Source organism: Providencia sp. PROV033, assembly GCF_028484855.1.
Taxonomy (GTDB): domain Bacteria; phylum Pseudomonadota; class Gammaproteobacteria; order Enterobacterales; family Enterobacteriaceae; genus Providencia; species Providencia alcalifaciens.
In genome coordinates this window covers 1-1,361 of record NZ_JAMPSW010000187.1, presented here as the reverse complement: position 1 = coordinate 1,361, position 1,361 = coordinate 1, and the positions used below count along the sequence as shown (strand labels likewise).

The following is a 1,361-nucleotide window of genomic DNA, read 5'->3' as shown; positions in this document are numbered from 1 at the left end:
AAGGTTGCTGATCGAGGTGGTTGCCTGAAAGTTGGCAGTTATCGCAGCAACCCGGTCACTACCCCAATTACCTAAAAGTTCAATTTATTCAACAAAGCCTATTTCCCGCTGCACCAGTAATGCGCTGTTCCCACATTTCTCCTAGCCTAAAATCCCATGATAGCGGTTGAATTTCAGTGCGACCTGCATTTGGTGCAAAAGTCAGTTCGCTGAAATATAATTTTTGATCGGACATCAAAAAATCAGCACGGCAATAGTCAAATGGGCTAACAAGGCACTGTGCTAGCCTAAGCATTTCTTGAAATAATGGGGGTTCAACGACAGGTTCTAACATATTTGGATAGCCAAAGGTCACTGGTTGTAACTGCCATTGAGTATCATAAATATTGATAAACTCAGTACCATGTTCATCAGTGTAGTCAATCTCTGCGTACACGGGTTTACCTGCAAAACAGTGGATACGGCAGGTTTCTGGAACTAGTTTCCTCTTCTTATTGGCGAATAAATCGATATATTTTTCGCAAATTATTTTTGCTTTAATCTTTTTATAGTGACGTTCCCGAGTAATGTAATACAAGTTTTTTACTAAGTGAAATCCAAGTTTGTCTTTCGCTTTTTGTAAATCAAACTGTATTTTATTAGTACAAATGATACTACTACCACTATCATGATTACATTTTAAGACAAAACGATCAGGAAGTTTGTCAATATTGATTTCATTAACGTCATTATAAGCGGCTAAAATTGGCACTAAATATTGTTCACCTATTTTTTGTGCCACATATTCACGAGCAGCAAGTTTATCAGCGAGCTGTGTGTATAACGGGTTTCTATCATATATCATGCGGTGATTAACTTTTTCATTAAAGCTTTTAGGTATATCAAAATTAGGAGTGTATCCTATTTTTTCCCTAAATTTATTAGTAAGATAGAGTTTATCACTGATGACTAAGGTGCGTAGTTTTTTGAGTAAATATTCGACTTTTTTCATATGCGTTGCCTAACCATTGGTAATCCTCCCATTTTTAATGGAAGTTCACAGTAGAATTTTGTAGTTGTTGGTTTAGCTTTTGTATTGGTGTTATTCCACCCAGCCCCATATTAGGGGTCAGCTTGGAAAACGGAAAATATCCTACGCTAAGCCTGTTTTTTATACAAAAAGGGAATTTCGGTGGTTCTGGTGTAAATCCCTTAACAATTAAAATGTCGAGGTTATTTGTCTTGATGTATGTAACACTCTAAGAATACGGATGTTTGAATTTTCTTTTATGTATTGGTATAACAAGATAAATGGAAAATGGGGAACAATTAACTTTCGGAACGACTCATCAACATTATTTCTAGCTTTTACACCAGAATAA

General features: G+C 36.0%; 1 protein-coding gene. It reads right to left on the bottom strand.

The window, feature by feature from the left end; translation table 11 throughout:
* Positions 1–88 precede the first annotated feature (88 nt).
* A complete protein-coding gene (locus PSF16_RS17160) occupies positions 89–991 on the bottom strand; it encodes an ATP-grasp fold amidoligase family protein (protein ID WP_272689780.1) in 903 nt (300 codons plus the stop codon).
* Between the last annotated feature and the right edge of the window lie 370 nt (positions 992–1,361).

What these genes read in the sequence shown, in the direction of transcription:
- PSF16_RS17160 (WP_272689780.1), bottom strand. Translation starts at nt 991, where the DNA reads ATGAAAAAAGTCGAATATTTACTCAAAAAACTACGCACCTTAGTCATC.